Here is a 17,244-nt window from a genome sequence, read left to right on the forward strand (position 1 = left end):
AAAGCATTTTTCTGTTTTCCTTTTCCAAAATATTTGCATAAAATAGAATGACTTGCTCTTTATGTTGAGAGGAGTTTTAAAAATGATAGGTTTATTAGAGCAATTTTATAAAAATGAAGAGATACAATCGGTTATTAATGGGTTAGAAGATGGGTTAAAAGAACAACTTATATCAGGGATGGCAACGTCTTCTCGTTCATTATTAATGGCGGCTTTATATAAAAAAACAAAAAAATCACAATTAATCGTGACACATAACTTATACCAAGCACAAAAAGTACATGAAGATTTAGTGGCGTTACTTGGTGAAAAAGATGTGTGGTTATATCCAGTGAATGAACTGATAGCATCGGAAATTGGAGTTGCAAGTCCAGAATTGAAGGCGCAACGTATAGAAGTGTTAAATCGCTTGGCTGCGGGAGAGAATGGAATCATTGTAGCGCCAGTGGCAGGATTGCGTAGATTTTTACCAATAAAAGAATTGTGGAAGCAAAAGCAAGTTGAAATCAATCTAGGGCAAGAGATTGATTTAGATGCGCTCTTGCATACTTTACATCATATTGGCTATGAACGTAAGTCGATGGTAGAAGCTCCAGGGGAGTTCAGTTTGCGTGGGGGAATATTAGATATTTATCCTTTAACTGAAGAACTACCATTTCGTATTGAATTCTTTGATACAGAAGTCGATTCTATTCGATTATTTGATGTGGATGAACAGCGTTCTCAAGGTAAAAAAGAAAGCGTTAGGTTTGGTCCGGCAACAGAGTTTTTATTTTCACAGGAAGAATTAAAATCAGGAATTCAGCATCTTGAAGAAGGCTTGACTAAGACGATGCAAAAACTTTCTGATGATAAACTAAAGACTAAAGTGCTTGAGACGGTAAGTCATGAAATTGAGATGTTGAAAAACGGGCAAAGTATAGAACAGATGTTTAAATACTTATCTATTTTCTATAAAGAACCTGCTAGTCTGATAGATTATTTACCAGAAGATGGTGTTGTAATTTTAGATGAGATTTCCCGTATTCAAGAGACAGCATCACATCTTGAAACAGAAGAGGCGGAATGGTATATATCACTTCTTGGTGAAGGAACAATTATTCAAGATTTATCTTTCTCTCACCCATTCGAGGGGTTTCTTCATCATAAAAAAAGAAGTTTTGTATATTTAACGTTATTCTTGCGTCATATCGCACACACACATCCGCAAAATATTGTTAATGTAACATGTAAAACAATGCAAGATTTCCATGGACAGATGAATTTGTTAAAAACAGAAATTGATAGATGGAATGAAGGGCATTTTACGACTGTTGTACTCGGAACAGATGATGAACGTGTGAAAAAATTACAACATATTTTAAGTGATTATGATATTGAGGCAGATATTGTAGAAGGTACAGATATTTTATTGCCTGGAAGGTTACAGATTGCTGTAGGTGATTTACATGCAGGATTTGAAATGCCGATGCAAAAGCTTGTTGTCATTACTGAAAAGGAGCTTTTTCATAAGAAAGTTAAAAAATCACAACGTAAACAAAAGTTATCGAATGCTGAACGTATTAAAAGTTATTCGGAATTAAAAGTTGGAGATTATGTAGTTCACGTAAATCATGGTATAGGTAAATTTTTAGGTATTGAGACATTAGAGATTAATGGTGTTCATAAAGATTATTTAAATATTAAATATCAAGGTAATGATAAGCTATACGTTCCAATTGAACAAATTGATCAAGTTCAAAAATATGTAGGATCTGAAGGTAAGGATCCGAAAGTTTATAAATTAGGTGGTAATGATTGGAAAAAGGTTAAAACGAAAGTTGAAAAATCTGTACAAGACATTGCGGATGACCTAATTAAACTATATGCTGAGCGCGAAGCTTCAAAAGGCTATGCATATACGCCAGATACGGCAGAACAACAAGAGTTCGAATCATCTTTCCCGTATCAAGAGACAGAGGATCAGTTACGTTCTATTGACGAGATTAAAAAAGATATGGAACGCGGACGCCCGATGGATAGGCTCCTTTGTGGTGATGTAGGGTATGGAAAGACTGAAGTGGCTATTCGTGCGGCATTTAAAGCAATTATGGATGAAAAACAAGTTGCAATTTTAGTACCGACAACGATTCTTGCGCAGCAACACTATGAAACAATTCGAGAGCGTTTTCAAGATTATCCGATCAATATAGGCTTATTAAGTAGATTCCGTACGAGAAAACAACAAAATGAAACAATTAAGGGCTTAAAGGATGGAACAGTAGATATTGTAATCGGAACACATCGTATTTTATCTAAAGATGTTACGTATAAAGATTTAGGGCTTCTTATTATTGATGAAGAACAAAGATTTGGTGTAACACATAAAGAAAAAATTAAACAATTGAAGGCGAATGTTGACGTATTAACATTAACGGCAACTCCGATTCCGCGGACGCTTCATATGTCTATGCTTGGTGTGCGCGACTTATCTGTTATTGAGACACCACCAGAAAATCGTTTCCCAGTCCAAACGTATGTAGTCGAGTATAATCCAGCGTTAATGCGAGAGGCGATAGAGCGAGAGCTTGCAAGAGGTGGTCAAGTTTACTTCCTATATAACCGTGTAGAGGATATTGAAAGAAAAGCAGATGAAATTTCGATGTTAGTTCCAGATGCCCGCGTAACGTACGCACATGGGAAAATGAACGAAAGCGAATTAGAGTCTGTTATGCTATCATTTTTAGAAGGACAGCATGATGTTCTTGTAAGTACAACAATTATTGAGACGGGTGTAGATATTCCGAATGTAAATACGTTAATTGTATTTGATGCAGATCGTATGGGATTATCACAGTTGTATCAGCTTCGTGGGCGTGTTGGACGTTCTAATCGTGTTGCATATGCATACTTTGCATATAAACGTGACAAAGTGCTGTCAGAGGTTGCAGAGAAGCGTCTACAAGCAATTAAAGAGTTCACGGAACTTGGATCTGGTTTCAAAATTGCGATGAGAGATTTATCTATTCGTGGAGCAGGTAATTTGTTAGGGGCAGAACAGCATGGATTTATTGATTCTGTCGGATTTGATCTATATTCTCAAATGTTAAAAGATGCAATTGAACAGCGTAGAGGAACAGATGGGGCTGAAAATATAGTTAATGTTGAAATTGACTTAGAGGTAGATGCATACTTACCAGATGCTTATATTTCAGATAGTAAGCAAAAAATTATGATGTATAAACAATTTAGAGGTGTTTCTGCAATTGAGGATATTGAAGAATTGCAGGAAGAAATGATCGACAGATTTGGCGATTATCCACAAGAAGTTGGTTATTTATTACAAATTGCAAATATTAAAGTGTTGGCAATGAAAGAACAAATTGAATTAATTAAGCAGAATAAATTTGAAGTAACATTCCTGTTTTCTGAACAAGCAAGTCAAAATATTGATGGTGGAAAATTATTCATGCTCGGAAATAGTTTTGGACGTATGATCGGTTTAGGAATGGAAGGATCACAATTGAAAATTGTTATGAAAACAAATGGCTTAGAGACATCGAAGTGGTTAACAATTGCTGAAAATTTATTAAAAGGCTTACCAGATGTAAAAAAAGAAGTAATAAATGCCTAAAATAAGATAAAAAAATACAATTCGACGTGCATAGAAGAACTAATGTGTAAAATACTATATCTAACAGTTGGTGATTTTTACATGAACAGGTAAATTCACCACTTTGATCATCAGTAGAAAGTGAGGCAGCATTAGAATGAAAGCAACTGGAATCGTACGTCGAATTGATGATTTAGGCAGGGTCGTAATCCCGAAGGAAATTCGTAGAACTTTACGTATTCGAGAAGGAGACCCACTAGAAATATTTGTTGATCGCGATGGAGAGGTAATTTTAAAGAAGTATTCTCCAATTAGTGAGCTAGGTGATTTTGCAAAAGAATATGCTGATGCTTTATATGACAGCTTAGGACATAATGTGCTTGTGTGTGATCGAGATTCTATCATCGCAGTATCAGGCGTATCGAAAAAAGAATACTTAAATAAAAGTGTTGGCGATTTAATTGAAAAAACGATGGAAGAACGAAAGTCTGTTATTATGACGGATGAAAGTGATATTTCCATTATTGATGGTGTAACAGAAAAGGTTCATTCTTATACAGTTGGACCAATTGTTGCAAACGGAGATCCGATTGGAGCCGTCATTATTTTTTCAAAAGAAGCTATTATAAGCGAGATCGAGCATAAAGCGGTTAATACTGCTGCCAGTTTCTTAGCGAAACAAATGGAACAGTAAGGGTATATTGATTTTAGAAGTAGCAATCTTTCCTAATTATGATCTTTCTTTTTGAGAAATCAATTATTTGGAGATATATGTATATTGAATGAAGGTAGCACTTTGCTACCTTTTTTCGTTGAATATTTTTAACGTGTAGGAACTCATTATTACCCGTGTTGGTAAGGGAGTTTGTTCTTTTCTTTATGATATAATACGAGAGGTGAGAATAGAAAAAGGAGTTTTCTTGTATGGAAGCGAAGAAGTATCAAGCCTTTTGGCGTGGGGCTATTATATTAACGATTGCAAGTTTTGTTACAAAAGTATTAAGCGCTTTTTACCGTATTCCATATCAAAATATAGCGGGGGATATTGGGTTTTATATTTACCAACAAATTTACCCGTTTTATGGATTTTGTTTAATTTTAGCTACTTATGGATTTCCTGTTATCATTTCGAAAATGGTTGCAGAACGACTAGAGCGGGGAAAACAAAAAGAAGCAGAAGAAATTATTTGTGTATCTTTTTGGTTCTTATTAGGAATTGGTTTTATAGGCTTCTTTACATTGTTTTTTGGGGCTGAAACAATTGCGGTAGCTATGGGCGATATACACTTAGATAAGTTACTACGTGTTATTTCATTTTCATTCTTATTGATGCCATTTTTGTCTGTAGCAAGAGGGTATTTTCAAGGATTTAATAATATGATGCCAACGGCTGTTTCGCAAGTAATAGAACAAACAATTCGAGTTTCTATTATTGTATTTTTATCGCTATTCCTAATTGCTCACGGATTTGATTTATATACAGTTGGTGCAGGGGCTATGTTAGGCTCAATTGCGGGTGGACTTATTGGGATTATTGTACTTATATTGTATATGCGTCAAGATTTTCGTTCTATATTTTTCAAAAGTGCAGCGAGAATTAAGGGTAAAAGGAAGATAGTTAAAATCCTTTTTTGGCAGGGGTTAGCGATTTGTGTTAGTAATTTAGTGCTTATTTTTATACAGATGGCTGATTCAGTGTCCTTTTACAGCTTACTTATTGGTGCTGGAGAACAGGCTGAAAATGCAAAGGTATTAAAGGGTGTTTATGATAGAAGTATTCCGCTAATGCAATTAGGTACTGTTGTGACGACTTCTTTCTCGTTGTCACTTATTCCGATTATTACAGCGGCGAAGGAAAGAGGAGATCTTTCCTTTATTCAAGAAAAGGTAAAGTTAGCAATGAAAATAACATTTGTTATTGGACTTGCAGCAGCTATTGGACTAACTTGTATTATTCAACCTACCAATATTATGTTGTTTGAAAACAGTGATGGATCAGATGTTTTATCTATTTTATCGTTATCTATTTTATTTAGTTCATTGTCAATTACGACAGCTTCTATTTTACAAGGATTAGGGCAAACGTTTAAGCCAGCATTATTTGTTGTATTTGGAGGTTGCTTAAAGTTAGCGTTAAATTATATATTCATGCCTTATTTTGGTGTGAAAGGTGCAGCCTTTGCGACTTTATGTGCGTTAATTATAATCTCTGGACTAAATAGTTTGTTGCTTACGAGAGCTGTATCAGGGGCACTTATCAATAAGCGAAATATGTTAGGGATAGTAATTAGTGGCATTTGTATGGGATTTGTATTAATGATGTTCACACGTGTGTTACATATGTCTGGATTAGTAATTAATACGGAACATAGAGGAAGCGCGACGCTTGAAGCGTTGTTAGGTGTAGCCATCGGCGGATTGACATATATGTTTTTTATTTTGAAATTACGTGTATTTACAAAAAAAGAATTAGGAACCGTTATGAAACAAGAGGAAAAAGAAGGTTCATTGAAGAAGAGTGGATAGAGGTGACTGGTTGTGAGTGGAATCATTACTATTTTAGGTTTAGGAGCTGGTGAATTAGATCAGCTAACGATGGGTGTATATCGAAAAATAAAAGAAGCAGACCATCTGTTTGTTAGAACGAAAGAACATCCAGTTATAGAAGAATTGGAGAAAGAAGGCGTACAATATACGTCTTTTGATGCTGTATATGAAGCACATGATACGTTTGAAATTGTATATGAAACAATTGCGAATAAATTGCTAGAACAAGCTGAAGGTACAGAAATTATCTATGCTGTTCCCGGGCATCCACTTGTAGCAGAAAGAACAGTTCAGCTACTGTTGGAAAAAGGAGAAGTTTCAAATGTTGAAGTGCGAATTGAGGGTGGACAAAGTTTCCTTGATCCTATGTTTGCAAGTCTAAAGATTGATCCGATTGAAGGATTCCAATTACTTGATGCTACATCATTTGAAAGAGGGCAATTAGAACTGCGTCAACATTTAATCTTTTGCCAAGTATATGATGCATTCGTTGCATCTGATGTGAAATTAACATTAATGGAGATGTTACCAGATGATTATGAAGTGTATATCGTAACAGCTGCAGGAACTTCATTTGAACAAGTAAAGAAGGTACCGTTGTACATGTTAGATCATGAAACGGAATTGAATAATTTAACGAGTGTGTACGTGCCGCCAGTTCAGGAGCGTGCGTCCTTGTATCAACAGTTTGATGTTCTTAGAGAAATTATTGCGGAACTTCGTGGTCCAAATGGTTGTCCGTGGGATAAAAAGCAAACACATCAATCATTAAAGAAATATTTAATTGAGGAAGCTTATGAAGTGTTGGAAGCAATCGATGAAGAGGATGATGATCACTTAGTAGAAGAATTAGGTGATATATTATTACAAGTTATGCTTCATGCTCAAATCGGAGAAGATGAAGGTTGGTTCTCTATAGATGATATCATTCGAACTCTATCTGAGAAAATGGTTCGTCGCCATCCGCATGTGTTTGGAAATACGGATGTAAACAGCGCTGATGAAGTGATTGCAAATTGGGAAGAGATTAAAAAACAAGAAAAAGGATTCGTGAAAGAATCTGTTTTAAATGGCGTTCCAAAAAGTTTGCCGCAGTTACTACGCGCCTATGAAATTCAGAAGAAAGCTGGTAAGGTTGGATTTGATTGGGTTGATGTGCAACCGATGATAGAGAAAGCCTTGGAAGAATGGCAAGAGTTCCAACAAGAAGTTACAAATATGGATGAGGAAAAGATGCTAGGTGAGTTTGGTGATTTACTCTTTGCATTTGTTAATATAGCTCGTCATTACAAAATAGATCCAGAAGAGGCGTTACGTTCAACTAATGAGAAATTCACTGGTCGTTTTTTATACATGGAGGCAAAAGTAGCTGAAATGAATAAAGAGATGAAAGATTTATCATTAGAACAGTTAGATGTTTTATGGGAAGAAGCGAAACAGACAGAGCGTTAATAGGGGGATTTGATATGCGTCTAGATAAGTTTTTAAAAGTATCACGTTTAATTAAAAGAAGAACATTAGCGAAAGAAGTAGCTGATCAAGGAAGAATATCTATTAATGGTCAGGTGGCAAAAGCGAGTTCTGATGTGAAAGTAGCTGACGAATTAACAATTCGTTTTGGTCAAAAAATAGTGACTGTGAAAATAAATGAATTAAAAGAAACAACTAAAAAAGAAGATGCAGCAAATATGTATAGCTTAGTTCGTGAAGAAAAAGTAAAAGCGGAAGAAGGCTTGTTCTAAAATCATTTATCCCCTCATACATTACTATTAGCTAGTAAAAACCTATGGGGGGATTTACGTGAATAATGGTTACTCACCTACGTCTTCTAATCAACAAAATGTTTCTGTAGAGCATGACATTATTATGCGTGGCAGGCGTATAATTGATATTACCGGTGTAAAGCAGGTAGAGAGTTTTGATAGCGAAGAGTTTTTACTAGAGACCGTAATGGGTTTTTTAACGATTCGTGGTCAAAATTTACAAATGAAAAATTTAGATGTGGAAAAAGGTATTGTGTCGATTAAAGGGAAAGTTAATGAGATGCTGTATATTGATGAAAATCAAGGGGAAAAAACTAAAGGTTTCTTTAGTAAGTTGTTTAAATGAGCTTAACAATTCAGTTGTATACAATGCTTTCAATGATTGGAATGGGTGCTTGGATTGGAGCGTCTTTAGATACATATCAACGTTTTTTAAAGCGCCAAGAACGTAAACGTTGGCTTGTATTTATACATGATATATTATTTTGGATTGTCCAAGCATTATTCGTCTTTTATGTATTGCTTCTCGTAAATGAAGCTGAGCTACGTATATATGTGTTTTTGGCATTATTATGTGGTTTTGCGGCATATCAAAGCTTACTGAAGGCACTATACATGAAGCTGTTAAATTTTCTCATCTATATTTTTATGCAAACAACATATTTTTTTGTTCGAATTATACAGCTACTCATGATAAAACCTGTTATTATTATAGCGCAGCTATTTATTGCATTTATATTATTCTTATTTCGTATACTGCTTTCAATTGGACATGTGTTATGGAAAATGGTGATTTGGATATTACTTTTCATATGGAAAGTTTTTTTCTGGCCTGTTCGATTTATTGCTTCGCTCATATGGAAACTTCTCCCTAATCGTGTTAAACTTTTTATAGTGAAACATATAGGGTTCCTGCAATATATAGCAAAATTGAAGGGACATATCTTCCAATTATGGGAGCGTATAAAAAAGAAGTTAGGGGGACCTCGGAAATGAGGGAACTGAGACAAAGAACAATCGAAAAACAGAGTCCAAATCCTGTTAAAGAGCATATAATACAAACGGATGAGAACAGGAAGCGACTTTATCGCCGTTTAGCGGTTTTTCTTGTCTTTACTTTTACAATTATTGCGAGTATTAGTGTAACGTTTTATCAACAAAACAGTTCCATTAAAGCAAAAGAAGCAAAAGTTAAGGACATGAAAAAAGAACTGGATTCATTAACGAATAAAGAAAAAAGTCTAAAAGACGAAGTTCAAAAGTTAAATGATGAAGAGTACGTATTAAAGATTGCTAGAAGGGATTATTTCTTCTCTGGTAAAGGGGAGATAATTTTTCCTGTTTCTAAGTAGAGTATGTCTTATTGACACTATATTTTAGGATTATATATAATAAAGTAAAATTTGACTTTTTAACCACTAAGGAGGAGCATTTTTTTTATGTCAATCGAGGTAGGCAGCAAGTTACAGGGTAAAGTAACAGGTATTACAAATTTTGGGGCTTTTGTGGAGCTGCCAGAGGGCTTAACGGGTCTTGTTCATATTAGTGAAGTTGCTGATAACTATGTAAAAGATATTAACGATCACTTAAAAGTGGGCGACCAAGTAGAAGTAAAAGTTATTAATGTTGAAAAAGATGGAAAGATTGGTTTATCTATCAAAAAAGCGAAAGAACGTGAAAAAACAGAAGGAGATCGTCCACGCGGTGAATACCAACGCGGTGGTGATCAACAACGTTCTGGACGTCCACAACGTAATAATCGCTCTTTCAACAGAGATAATCGCGGTGGCGGTAACGACCGAGCTCCGAAAGAAACATTTGAGCAAAAGATGGCACGCTTCTTAAAAGATAGCGAAGATCGCTTAACTTCTTTAAAGCGTAACACAGAGTCTAAACGTGGTGGCCGTGGCGCGCGTCGCGGATAATAAGAACGTTTAGTTTTTAACATATAGAGAGGTACCCAGGGTGATGGCTCAGGGTGCTTTTTTATATGTAAAAATATATTTTTAAAAAAGTTTTTGAGATGTGTTGACTTTAATTAGTATCTGATGTAAGATACTAATTGTCCGTTAAATAAGACGACATGGCGGTGTAGCTCAGCTGGCTAGAGCGTACGGTTCATACCCGTGAGGTCGGGGTTCGATCCCTCCGCCGCTATATTTAATTTAACGGCCCGTTGGTCAAGTGGTTAAGACACCGCCCTTTCACGGCGGTAACACGGTTCGAATCCCGTACGGGTCATCAAAAAAGATCATGCAAATTTGCATGATCTTTTTTTGTTAAATAAATTAAGATATACAACACTTCTACAAAATCACCCTATATTTTCTGAATATTTAATTAAAATACCAAAAATAACTTACATACCGTGTATATCTGTAGAGTTATTTCGAATAAAAAGTCGAACGATTATAAAAGTGAAAACTGTTGTTTTGACAAAAAAACCAACAATCGTCTTTTATAATGACAGTAATTAAACTATGCAGGTGGTGTTAAAAATATGCCTAAAGCAGGAAGGAATACTATGAATACAAGTGCATTGGCAATGAATGAGAGTCAGCTTGGAGGAATAAAGTGGACGAGTAAGTTGCGAATGAAATTTGAGCAAGTTTTCTTTAGATGGGGATTTATTATTGTTGTTATTGGTTTTCTTTTGGGACGAGCATATATATTAACAAATATTTTACCGTTTGCACTGCCATTTTTTGCTGCTGTTTATGTTATGAAGCGGGATAAGATGCCGCTAGCATTTTTAGCTCTAATGGGAGGAGCTCTTTCAGTATCGATAGATAATTTGTTTTTTACCTTTGCATCCATCTTTACCTTCTTCATTTATAATATCTTCTTTAGTCGATTTACACGTAAAACTGTTGGACTTGTTCCATTTCAAGTATTTATCTCCGCATTAACAGCACACTTAGTTGTTGTATATTTTGCGCAACAAACTGTCACCATGTACGATTTACTCGTTAGTACTATCGAGGCTGGACTTAGTTTCGTATTAACTATGATATTTTTACAAAGTGTCCCGCTTTTAGTGGAAAGGAAAGGAAAACAACAGGCATTAGAGACGGAAGAAATTGTTTGTTTGATTATATTACTAGCATCTGTTTTAACAGGTACAACAGATTGGTTTGTATATGATGCTTCTATTCAACATATTTTTACAAGGTATTTAGTGCTAGTATTTGCATTTATTGCGGGTGCTGCCACAGGATCTACAGTGGGGGTTGTAACAGGACTAATATTAAGTTTAGCAAATGTGTCTAGCTTGTCTCAGCTTAGCCTTCTTGCTTTTTCTGGATTGCTTGGTGGATTGTTAAAAGAAGGGAAGCGTTTAGGTGTTAGTTTAGGTTTATTAATTGGGACAAGCTTAATTACATTATATGTAGACAAACAGACAAATATTGTAACAACTTTAATTGAGTCAGGTGTAGCGATTGTTATCTTCTTATTAACACCGCAGCTTGTTTTGGATCGTATTGCTAAATTTATGCCAGGTACACAAGAGCATTCGCAAGATCAACAACAATATTTAAGAAGGATGCGTGATGTTACAGCAAATAAAATCAACCAATTTGCAAATGTATTTGCTGCTTTATCTAATAGCTTTTCTGTATATGGGTATGTAGAGGAAGAAGATAAAGAGACAGAAGCAGATTTGTTTTTGAGTACAATTACTGCGAAAACATGTCAAACATGCTTTAAAAAGGATCAATGCTGGGTAGTGAATTTTGATAAAACGTACGATTATATGAAACAAATAATGAATGAAACGGAAGAAGGAACCCTGCAACATAATCGTAAATTAGTTCGTGAGTGGGACAAGCATTGTGTGAGAGGGAAAAAAGTGACGGATTTAGTAGCAGGTGAATTAGATCACTTCTATGAGGGTCAAAAATTACGAAAACAAATGAAGGAAAATCGTAGAATAGTAGCCGAGCAACTATTAGGTGTATCAAAGGTTATGGAGGATTTTGCTAAGGAGATACAACGAGAGCGTGAAAATCATCAAGTGCAGGAAGAACAGATTATGCAAGCGTTCCGTGATTTTGGTGTCGAAGTAGAGCATGTTGATATTTATTGTTTAGATAGAGGAAGTATTGATATTGAAATGTTAATTCCAGTTGCATCTAATGAACATGGTGAGTGTGAAAAATTAGTTGCACCGATGCTTTCGGATATCCTTAAAGAAAATATTGTCGTTAAACATGAAGAAAAGTCTTCTTATCCAAATGGCCATAGTTTAATATCATTTGGTTCGGCAAAGACGTATTCTCTTGATACAGGATTGGCTACAGCTGCAAAAGGCGGTGGATTTGTTTCGGGTGACTCTTATGCGATGATGGATTTAAGTGTTGGTAAATATGCACTTGCAATTAGTGATGGTATGGGTAATGGGCAAAGAGCTCATATGGAAAGTAAGGAAACGGTGAAATTATTACAAAAAATACTCCAATCAGGCATTGATGAAGAAATAGCAATTAAGTCTATCAATTCAATTCTTTCTTTGAGAACGACAGAAGAAATGTTTACGACATTAGATTTAGCTATGGTAGATTTGCGGGATGCGAGTGCAAGGTTTTTAAAGATTGGATCGACGCCGAGTTTTGTTAAACGTGCAAATAATATTTTGAAAATTGAAGCAAGTAATTTACCGATGGGAATCATCGAAGATGTTGAAGTTGATGTGGTGGGTGAACAATTAAAAACGGGCGATATTCTTATTATGATGAGCGATGGGATTTTTGAAGGAGCGCAGCATGTGGAGAATCATGAATTGTGGATGAAACGAAAAATTAAAGAATTGCAAACCGAAGACCCGCAAGAAATTGCTGATATCATTATGGAAGAAGTGATTCGCTCTTGTGACGGTTATATAAATGATGATATGACTATTGTAGTGGCAAAAGTGAAGAAAAATATGCCCAAGTGGGCTACGATTCCGATTGTAGGAATGCAGGCGCAGTAAAATGTAAGTGGAATGTTTATCTATAATTTGATTTTAAAAACCTAGGTGTATACCTAGGTTTTTTTGTGGAAAAAGGTAATGTTATTAATTTTGTGAATATACACGGAGGATGTAAGATAAAAATGTAATTTTTGTATATCTTTTTTTTGCACAATGTTTGTAAAAGTTGTACCATTGTAGACAAGGCGACTAAGGTTGCTGTTCTTGTTTAATGAAAGGTGATTGCGAAGTTGAAAGATACATTTGTTGAAAAAGTAGATGACTTTGTAAAGCAGCATGATGTATTAAAGAATGATTCAACAATTGTTGTGGGAGTTTCTGGTGGTCCTGACTCGTTAGCGCTTTTATATTATTTATTAGAAAAAAGAGCGGAAAAACAGTTGAAAATTGTAGTTGCTCATGTGGATCATATGTTTAGAGGTGATGAATCTTATGAGGATTTACAATTTGTGCAGGGCCTTTGTGAAGAACTGGGAATTATTTGTGAAACGATAAGGATTAATGTATCACAATATCAACAGCAATACGGAATGAATGCACAGGTTGCTGCTAGAGAATGCAGATATGCATTTTTGGAAAGAATAATGAAGAAATATGATGCAAGATATGTTGCTCTTGGACATCATGGAGATGATCAAGTCGAGACAATTTTAATGCGTCTCGTAAGAGGGAGTACTCCGAAAGGATATGCAGGAATTGCAGTGAAGCGTCCTTTTCATAATGGATATTTAATTAGGCCGTTACTTGGCGTAACAAAGGAAGAAATTGTTGATTACTGTAATAAGCTAAATTTAATGCCACGTATAGATCCGAGTAATAAAAAGGAAGTATATACAAGGAATCGATTACGTAAATATGTCCTTCCTCATTTGAAAGAAGAAAATCCACAAGTGCATGAGAAATTCCAAAAATTTAGCGTGCAGATGCAAGAGGATGAGGCCTATTTGCAGGAATTAGCTTTTGAGAAAATGAATAAAGTAATTACAAAAAAAAGTGATAAACAAATTAGCTTATCAATTCCTGCCTTTGAATCCATGTCTATGCCTTTACAAAGAAGAGGGATTCAACTAATATTAAACTATCTTTATGAATATAAGATTCCATCTTCTCTTTCTTCCATACATATTGACAAGGTGATTGAGTTTTTTAAGCGGACACAACCTTCAGGTTCACTTGATTTTCCGGGTGATTTGAAAATTGTTCGTACATACGAGGAGTGTAGCTTTAGATTTAAACAAGAAATTGTTTCTCCTTTTTTACAAGATTTATCAGTACCCGGGACCATTACGCTATTGAACGGGGATGAATTTGTAACAGAGGTGAGCGAAGATATACCAAGTAACATGAATGAAACAGTATTTGTTGCTAAGTATAATGATATATCATATCCACTTCGTATTCGTTCTAGGGAAAATGGAGATCGCATGTCAATACAAGGTATGAATGGCACGAAAAAGATAAAAGCTATTTTTATCGAAGCAAAAGTACCGAAAGAAAAAAGAGAAGAATGGCCGGTCGTTTGTGATGCAAGTGGGACCATTATTTGGGTACCCTTGTTGAAGCGATCTGCATTTGCAATTTCGAAAGAGATGGCAAAGAAGGATAAATATATGATTATTCACTACAAAAGCAAGGAGTCTTCCGGGAGGATAATGAAATGATGAATCAAGATATCGAAAAAGTATTAATTTCTGAAGAGCAAATACAAGAAAAGGTGCGCGAACTAGGTGCAATTGTTGCAGAGGATTATAAAAACACAGTACCTCTTGCAATTGGTGTATTAAAAGGCGCAATGCCATTCATGGCAGATTTATTAAAGAGAACAGATACATATCTTGAAATGGATTTTATGGCTGTATCTAGTTACGGTCACTCTACAGTTTCAACAGGCGAAGTGAAAATTTTAAAAGATCTTGACACTTCTGTAGAAGGTCGCGATATTTTAATCGTCGAAGATATTATTGATAGTGGTCTTACACTAAGCTACTTAGTAGACTTATTCAAATATCGTAAAGCGAAGTCTGTAAAAATTGTTACATTATTAGATAAGCCAACAGGCCGTAAGGTTGATCTGAAAGCGGATTATGTTGGATTTACTGTTCCACATGAATTTGTAGTAGGATATGGATTAGATTATAAAGAGCAGTACCGTAATCTTCCTTATGTAGGCGTATTAAAACCAAGCGTTTACTCAAATTAATTAAATATAGGCTTCACAATTGTATAGGAAAGTTTTTCTATGTTACGATTTACTATAGTGTTTATGCCGTGAGAGGAGGTTAGGAATGAATCGTATCTTCCGTAATACCATCTTTTATTTACTGATATTCTTAGTAGTAATTGGAATCGTGAGCTATTTTAATGGTTCGACACAAAAAACGACATCAGTTAGCTACGACAAATTCATTACTAAACTAGAAAGCGGTGAAGTGCGTAATGTGCAACTTCAACCGAAAAATGGTGTATTTGAGGTAAAAGGACAATTTAATAACTCTAGCCAAGGAGAACAATTTGTTACTTATGCACCAAATACTGAGGAATTACAAAAGAAAATTAATGATAAAGCGAAAGGTGCCGAAGTTAAGTATCAACCAGCAGAAGAAACAAGTGCTTGGGTAACATTCTTTACTTCAATCATTCCATTTGTCATCATCTTCATTTTATTCTTCTTCTTATTAAACCAAGCTCAAGGCGGCGGTAGCCGTGTTATGAACTTCGGGAAAAGTAAGGCGAAGTTATATAATGATGAAAAGAAAAAAGTTCGTTTCAGAGATGTTGCTGGAGCGGATGAAGAGAAACAAGAACTTGTTGAGGTAGTTGAATTCTTGAAAGACCCTCGTAAGTTCTCTGAAGTTGGTGCTCGTATTCCAAAGGGTGTCCTATTAGTTGGACCTCCAGGTACAGGTAAAACTTTATTAGCGCGTGCTGTTGCAGGTGAGGCTGGCGTTCCATTCTTCTCTATCAGTGGTTCTGACTTCGTAGAGATGTTTGTCGGTGTCGGTGCATCACGTGTACGTGATTTATTTGAAAATGCAAAGAAAAATGCTCCTTGTATCATTTTCATTGATGAAATTGATGCAGTAGGTCGTCAACGTGGCGCAGGTCTTGGTGGTGGTCATGATGAGCGTGAGCAAACATTGAACCAATTACTTGTTGAAATGGATGGATTCGGTGCAAACGAAGGTATTATTATCGTTGCTGCGACAAACCGTCCAGACATTCTTGACCCAGCGTTATTACGTCCAGGTCGTTTTGACCGTCAAATTACAGTAGATCGTCCAGATGTAAATGGCCGTGAAGCTGTATTGAAAGTACATGCGCGTAATAAACCACTTGATGAGCATATTAATTTAAGAGCGATTGCGACTCGTACACCAGGATTCTCTGGTGCGGATCTTGAAAACTTATTAAACGAAGCTGCTTTAGTAGCTGCACGTCAAGATAAGAAGAAAATTGATATGAGTGATATCGATGAAGCGACGGATCGTGTTATTGCAGGTCCAGCTAAGAAAAGTCGTGTTATCTCTGAAAAAGAACGTAATATCGTTGCTTTCCATGAAGCAGGTCATACTGTAATTGGTGTTGTTCTCGATGAAGCTGATGTCGTTCATAAAGTAACAATTGTCCCTCGTGGTCAGGCTGGTGGATATGCGGTAATGCTTCCGAAAGAAGATCGTTACTTCATGACAAAGCCAGAGTTACTTGATAAAATCACTGGTTTACTTGGTGGCCGAGTAGCTGAGGAGATTGTATTTGGTGAAGTGAGTACAGGTGCTCATAATGACTTCCAACGTGCGACTGGTATTGCAAGACGCATGGTTACGGAATTTGGTATGAGTGACAAACTTGGACCGATGCAATTTGGTAGCTCGCAAGGTGGTCAAGTGTTCTTAGGAAGAGACTTCCACTCAGAACAAAACTATAGTGATGCGATTGCACATGAAATCGATATGGAAATGCAATCAATTATGAAAGAATGTTATGCTCGTGCAAAACAAATTCTTACTGAAAACCGTGATAAACTAGATATTATCGCGCAAACGTTACTTGAAGTAGAAACGTTAGATGCAGAGCAAATCAATCATTTATGTGATTACGGCAGATTGCCAGAACGTCCAACATCTTCAGATGATGTGAAAGTAAACATCAACATGAAGAAAGACGATGAAGATAAAGAAGATAAGTAAGAAAAGAAGGAGTGACTATCGTCACTCCTTTTTTGTTTGTTAAAACCTTTGTTAATTACTATTGAGAACTTAGTGGATAAAGTAATTTAAGTAAAACTAGTATTAAAAATTGAAATAGAGAGCAATCTTTTTGTAAAATGATGAGGATAGGAAAGCTGATTATATAAGTATGTGTGATATGAT

At 35.6% G+C, this 17,244-nt stretch carries 13 protein-coding genes and 2 tRNA genes; all 15 read left to right on the plus strand.

From position 1 onward, the window contains the following. Positions 1 to 82 precede the first annotated feature (82 nt). Positions 83 to 3,613, plus strand: a complete 3,531-nt coding sequence (gene mfd, locus AXW78_RS00300) for a transcription-repair coupling factor (protein WP_000579681.1) — start codon at positions 83 to 85, stop codon at positions 3,611 to 3,613. A 136-nt stretch (positions 3,614 to 3,749) separates the two neighbouring features. Further along, positions 3,750 to 4,286: a stage V sporulation protein T gene (gene spoVT, locus AXW78_RS00305; protein WP_000648302.1), complete on the plus strand. Its 537-nt coding sequence runs from the start codon at positions 3,750 to 3,752 to the stop codon at positions 4,284 to 4,286. Between the two features lie 230 nt (positions 4,287 to 4,516). Next, a complete protein-coding gene (locus AXW78_RS00310; protein WP_000387584.1) occupies positions 4,517 to 6,118 on the plus strand; it encodes a putative polysaccharide biosynthesis protein in 1,602 nt (533 codons plus the stop codon). A 12-nt stretch (positions 6,119 to 6,130) separates the two neighbouring features. After that, complete coding sequence (gene mazG / locus AXW78_RS00315; RefSeq protein ID WP_000014239.1) at positions 6,131 to 7,591, plus strand: bifunctional methyltransferase/pyrophosphohydrolase YabN; 1,461 nt, start codon at positions 6,131 to 6,133, stop codon at positions 7,589 to 7,591. Between the two features lie 14 nt (positions 7,592 to 7,605). Next, entirely contained in the window at positions 7,606 to 7,881 is a 276-nt protein-coding gene (locus AXW78_RS00320; RefSeq protein ID WP_001234876.1) for an RNA-binding S4 domain-containing protein, read from the plus strand. A 58-nt stretch (positions 7,882 to 7,939) separates the two neighbouring features. Next, on the plus strand, positions 7,940 to 8,248 hold the full coding sequence (gene yabP, locus AXW78_RS00325) for a sporulation protein YabP (protein ID WP_001059104.1): 309 nt from the start codon (positions 7,940 to 7,942) through the stop codon (positions 8,246 to 8,248). Then, a complete protein-coding gene (gene yabQ / locus AXW78_RS00330) occupies positions 8,245 to 8,898 on the plus strand; it encodes a spore cortex biosynthesis protein YabQ (protein WP_000059773.1) in 654 nt (217 codons plus the stop codon). The genes yabP and yabQ overlap by 4 nt, the downstream gene beginning before the upstream one ends. After that, positions 8,895 to 9,254: a cell division protein DivIC gene (gene divIC, locus AXW78_RS00335; RefSeq protein WP_001208739.1), complete on the plus strand. Its 360-nt coding sequence runs from the start codon at positions 8,895 to 8,897 to the stop codon at positions 9,252 to 9,254. The genes yabQ and divIC overlap by 4 nt, the downstream gene beginning before the upstream one ends. Positions 9,255 to 9,341: 87 nt before the next feature. Further along, positions 9,342 to 9,827 carry a S1 domain-containing RNA-binding protein gene (locus AXW78_RS00340; protein WP_000021451.1) on the plus strand — a complete coding sequence of 162 codons (486 nt, stop codon included), beginning with the start codon at positions 9,342 to 9,344 and terminating at the stop codon, positions 9,825 to 9,827. Between the two features lie 160 nt (positions 9,828 to 9,987). Then, a tRNA-Met gene (locus AXW78_RS00345) sits at positions 9,988 to 10,059 on the plus strand. Positions 10,060 to 10,072: 13 nt separating this feature from the next. Next, positions 10,073 to 10,143 (plus strand) — tRNA-Glu (locus tag AXW78_RS00350). A 259-nt stretch (positions 10,144 to 10,402) separates the two neighbouring features. Further along, the gene (gene spoIIE, locus AXW78_RS00355; protein ID WP_001123553.1) at positions 10,403 to 12,874 is read left to right on the plus strand and encodes a stage II sporulation protein E; all 2,472 of its coding nucleotides are present in this window, start codon (positions 10,403 to 10,405) and stop codon (positions 12,872 to 12,874) included. A 230-nt stretch (positions 12,875 to 13,104) separates the two neighbouring features. After that, positions 13,105 to 14,535: a tRNA lysidine(34) synthetase TilS gene (tilS, locus tag AXW78_RS00360; RefSeq protein WP_000655468.1), complete on the plus strand. Its 1,431-nt coding sequence runs from the start codon at positions 13,105 to 13,107 to the stop codon at positions 14,533 to 14,535. Further along, positions 14,532 to 15,074 carry a hypoxanthine phosphoribosyltransferase gene (hpt, locus tag AXW78_RS00365; RefSeq protein WP_000981844.1) on the plus strand — a complete coding sequence of 181 codons (543 nt, stop codon included), beginning with the start codon at positions 14,532 to 14,534 and terminating at the stop codon, positions 15,072 to 15,074. The genes tilS and hpt overlap by 4 nt, the downstream gene beginning before the upstream one ends. 85 nt (positions 15,075 to 15,159) lie before the next feature. After that, the gene (ftsH, locus tag AXW78_RS00370) at positions 15,160 to 17,061 is read left to right on the plus strand and encodes an ATP-dependent zinc metalloprotease FtsH (RefSeq protein WP_001079674.1); all 1,902 of its coding nucleotides are present in this window, start codon (positions 15,160 to 15,162) and stop codon (positions 17,059 to 17,061) included. Positions 17,062 to 17,244: the final 183 nt, after the last annotated feature.

Source organism: Bacillus thuringiensis (assembly GCF_001595725.1).
Taxonomy (GTDB): Bacteria; Bacillota; Bacilli; order Bacillales; family Bacillaceae_G; genus Bacillus_A; species Bacillus_A thuringiensis_K.